Genomic DNA, 5,123 nt, shown 5'->3' with positions numbered 1-5,123 from the left:
TTTAGATCAGTTTGTAGATTACCATGATTCTGTTTCTTCTCATACTAAGTTATCCTCCCTTCACTTGGTACGTGAAGAAGACACAAATGTTATATCCATGGGTGAAGGATCTTATTATGAATATGATGGCTCCTCTTTGCTTCATGAATTATTCGAGCATCAGGTAGATAAGACCCCGGATCATATAGCGTTGGTATATGAGGATGTTAGCTTTTCTTATCAAGAACTTAATGAAAGGTCTAATCAGTTGGCCCATTATCTATTGGATACTTATAAAATAGTACCTGATGAACTTATTCCTTTATGTTTGAATAGATCTGAGGATATGCTTATAGGGATTTTAGGAGTATTGAAGGCCGGAGGTGCGTATGTTCCTATGGATCCTGGTTATCCCATGGAAAGATTTGATCATATATTGCGAGATACAGGAGCTGGTTTAGTACTAGTAGAAGAGAGTACAAAAGATATTTTATATGAATATAGGCAATATTTATCTTTATCAGGATCTTCAGAAGAAGTTGAATTTTCCGTTGTAAGTTTGGATAGTGTATCTGTTGTAGATATTCTTTCAGGTTGTAGTATTACTAATCCTGTTACGGGAGTTAAATCTGATAATTTGGCTTATGTAATTTACACGAGTGGCACAACAGGTAAGCCTAAAGGAGTAATGATCGAGCATGATAATGTTGTTCGTCTTTTCAGCTCTACGGATCACTGGTATGGCTTTAATGATCATGATGTATGGAGTTTATTCCATTCGTATGTCTTTGATGTAAGTGTATGGGAAATGTGGGGTGCTTTGCTGCATGGTGGTAAGCTTTTGATTCCTACTAAGGAAGAGACTAAAGATCCTTATTTGTTCTTTAATTTATGTCATCAACATGATTTAACGGTATTATGTCAGACTCCTACAGCATTTTATCAGTTTATGGATGTCGCCTTGTTACAGGATGATTCTTTGTCGTCCCTTCGCTATGTTATCTTTGCTGGTGAGGCCTTGAATTTTGCTTCCTTACATCCTTGGTATGCACGTTATCCTGATAGTCCTTGTTTGGTCAATATGTATGGAACCACAGAAACTACCGTCCATGCGAGTTACCGAGAACTTACTTCAGATGGTTTAGGTAATGCATCTTTGGTAGGAGCAAGTATTCCTGATCAACGTATTTATGTTTTAGATCGTTATTTACGTCCTGTGCCTGTAGGCGCCGTGGGTGAGTTATATATTGGAGGTAATGGTTTATCACGAGGTTATTTAAATCTACCTGAACTTACCGATGAGCGTTTTTTAGTAAATCCCTTCCAGAGTGAAGTAGAGAAGTCCATAGGTTATAATGGACGTATGTATAAGACTGGAGATTTAGGTCGCTATCTTGCTGGAGGCGATTTGGAATATATAGGTAGGAATGATTTCCAGGTGAAGATTCGAGGTTATAGGATAGAATTGGGAGAGATAGAGAGTTCACTTGTTGGCTATGAAGGTATTGGTCAGAGTGTTGTTTTAGCTAAAGAGAATAGCTCCGGGTTAAAATATCTGGTAGGATATTATGTATCGGATAGAGCAATCAATGCTGAAGATTTATCATTGTATTTATCGGGTCTTTTACCAGAGTATATGGTTCCTTCGGCGTATGTTCATTTGGAGGAATTTCCTTTAACGATTAATGGGAAGTTAGATCGTCGTGCATTACCTGAACCTAACTTCACAGGAGATAAGGAGTATATTGCTCCCACGACTGTTCTTGAAAAACAATTAGTTGAGATCTATGGCGATGTATTAGGATTATCTAGTGAAAGTATTGGTATCCATGATGATTTCTTTAGATTGGGTGGAGACAGTATTATTAGTATCCAGTTGGTAAGTCGTGTAAGAAAGCGTCTATCTTTGTCCTTAAGTGTTAAAGATATCTTTAACTATCGTACTGTTTCTCGTCTTTCAGATTTTCTAGGAAGTCGTTCAGAAGAAGATTTCAAAGAAATTTTGTCAGAGCAGGGTCTTTTAACGGGTGAGGTTCCCTTACTTCCTATTCAGGATTGGTTTTTCCATCAAGTAGGAATCGATAATCTTGTTGATTTTCATCATTGGAACCAATCTTTTTTAATTAATGTACCGTCTCTAGATGTTGATTTATTAAGTCGCAGTTTATCTATTTTGTTTTCTAAGCATGATGTTTTCCGGATGTATTATTCTAAAACGTCTAGTGGCTATGTTCAGAATTATGGAACTCTATCGATAGAGCCCGAGTTTGATATTTTGGATCGAACGTTAATGGGAGAAGCGGAGCTCTATGAAATCTTTACGTTATGGCAGAGTAATTTTGATCTGACTGCAGGGAGATTATTTCATATCGGATATATAACAGGTTATGAAGATGGTCGTGCTCGCCTTTACTTTGCTTTCCACCATCTTATTATCGATGTAGTGAGTTGGCGTATTATCACCGAAGATCTTAGAACGATTTATGATACATTAGAACGAGGAGAAGAGTTTATGTATACTAAAGGCAGTAGCTATCGTCAGTGGAGTTCCGCTATCTCATCTTATAAATATCAAGACCTCTCTGTGATCGGAGATGAGCTTGTTTATTGGAATGAAGTTGTATCCCAAGTTGAAGGGAGTAATGCTTTGTTGTCGGCTCTTTCTTGTAGTGCTTATCATCATGTAGACTTTACCTTGGATAGTTTTTATACATCTCGTCTACTTCGTGAATGTCATGAAGTCTATCATACTCAGATTAATGATTTACTTTTATCTGCTTTGTCTCTTAGTTTATCAGATTTCACGGGTTCTTCTCTTCATGCGGTTCTTTTAGAGGGGCATGGTCGAGAAGAAATCTTCGGTACCCTAGATATCACCGATACGGTAGGCTGGTTTACTTCTATGTATCCGCTCTGTTTGTCTGTAGGATTGGATATTGGATCAACGATTGTTCATACGAAAGAATCGTTACGAGGTATTCCTCATCATGGTTTGGGTTATGGAGGTCTTTTAGGTTATGTTTCCCATGCCCTTCCTTGTATTAGTTTTAATTACCTTGGTCAATTGGATCAGCAAGATTCTGGTTCAGAAGATTGGTATATCTCGGGAGATAAGAGTGGTAATCCTATTGGTATAAACAATAAAGATTGTCATTTACTCAATATCAACGGAGCTGCTATCAAGGGTGAGCTTTATTTTTCATTTTCGGGATATTTTTCAGACTCAGCGCTATCTTCTTTTGTTCATCATTTTCAGAATCATCTTAAAAAACTAGTTGATTACTTATGTGGTTGTGAAAGGAGCTATCTTACAGTTTCGGATATCGGTTCTATTATAAGTTCTGCTCAGCTTTCTCATATTCAGGATAGTTGTGAGGTTTCTTCGGTTTATTTGGTCAACAGTCTTCAAGAGGGATTTGTGTATCATGCTTTAAGTCAGGGAGAATTTGATGATGCTTATCGTGTGCAGTCGGTTTGGGATTATTGGTGTGAGCTTGATGTAATAGCACTTCGTAATTCTTGGGCTCATGTTCAGAAGAATCATCCCATTTTACGCACCCGTTTTGACTGGAGTGAAAATATTGTTCAGATTGTTGATGAGTATGGTGAGGTTGATTGGCGTTTTATAGATCTTAGTGATTATAAACCTTCTGATCGAGAGTCTTTTATCCAAGAAAGTATAGCAAAAGATCGTCAGGAGGCTTATGATTTATCTTTATCGGGATTGTTCCGTGTATATTTGTTTAAACATAGTTCCTCTCATTATACTTGTATTTTCAGTAATCATCATGCTATTCTGGATGGTTGGAGTATGCCTTTACTATTACAGGAGGTTCATGATACTTATCTTAAGTTTCTTAAGGGTGTTTTTGTTCCTGTGTTAGTTGATACATCTTATGTTGATGCCCAGGAATATCTTCAGAATACGAAAGGTCATAGTTTAGGATTCTGGAAAGATTATATGTCTTTATTAGAAGATCGGGAGGATTTAAGCAGTCTTTTAAAGGAGTCGGAGAAACATATCAATTTATCGAGTTATCGTCATGTTCATGATTATCGTAGTGTTAGTATAACGCTCTCGGGCTATGAATATGAATCATTAAAGAAATTTACCTCTTCTGAAGGTATTACGGTTAATGCCGTTTTACAGTATTTATGGCATAAGCAGCTGAGTATTTACAGTCATATGGATGTTACGGTTGTAGGTACTACAGTTTCAGGAAGAAATATTCCTGTTGAAGGGATCGAATCTTCGATAGGACTTTACATCAATACTTTACCCTTGATAGTTGATCACCGTGGCGAAAAAGTAAGGGATATAATTAACAGGATTCAGGAGGACGTTAGTAATCTGAATACGTATAGTGATGTGAGTTTAGCGGGTCTTCAAGTTAATGGAGAACGTATTTTCAATAGTTTATTTGTTTATGAGAATTATCCTTTTTCAGAAACCTCTTATTCAGATGAATTGTTATTTGAGTTCCGTAACTCGATAGAGCATCTTGATTATCCTTTGGGTGTAGTTGCGTATGAGAGAGGAGATGAAGTGGTTGTAAAGCTTGATTATGAAGGTTTATTATTTGAAGAATCTATGATGCTAGGTTTACTAGAAGGGATGCGTATTGTGCTTAACCAGTTGGTTTCAGATCCTGAAATAAGGACCAATGAATTGTTCTATCTTTCCGATACGCAGTATGCAGACCTTATTATTGATAGCAATATCCCTTCCTTATTATCCGATCGCTCTTCTTTGCTTCATGAATTATTCGAGCGTCAGGTAGATAAGACCCCGGATCATATAGCGTTGGTATATGAGGATGTTAGCCTTACTTATCAAGAGCTCAATGAAAGGTCTAATCAGTTGGCCCATTATCTATTGGATACTTATAAAATAGTACCTGATGAACTTATTCCTTTATGTTTGAATAGATCTGAGGATATGCTTATAGGGATTTTAGGAGTATTGAAGGCCGGAGGAGCGTATGTTCCTATGGATCCTGGTTATCCCATGGAAAGATTTGATCATATATTGCGAGATACAGGAGCTGGTTTAGTACTAGTAGAAGAGAGTACAAAAGATATTTTATATGAATATAGGCAATATTTATCGTTATCAGGATCTTCAGAAGAAGTTGAATTTTCCG

1 protein-coding gene is annotated in these 5,123 nt (G+C 37.0%); it reads left to right on the top strand.

The features are described 5' to 3' along the window. Positions 1-5,123: non-ribosomal peptide synthetase (locus CHRY9293_RS18155; RefSeq protein WP_162034266.1), on the top strand; the 5,123-nt coding region annotated here is incomplete at both ends.

It is taken from the genome of Chryseobacterium potabilaquae (assembly GCF_902728265.1).
In the GTDB taxonomy this organism is placed as follows: Bacteria; Bacteroidota; Bacteroidia; order Flavobacteriales; family Weeksellaceae; genus Chryseobacterium; species Chryseobacterium potabilaquae.
The sequence above is the reverse complement of the archived record's forward strand: the minus strand, read 5'-3'. Positions and strand labels throughout refer to the sequence as shown.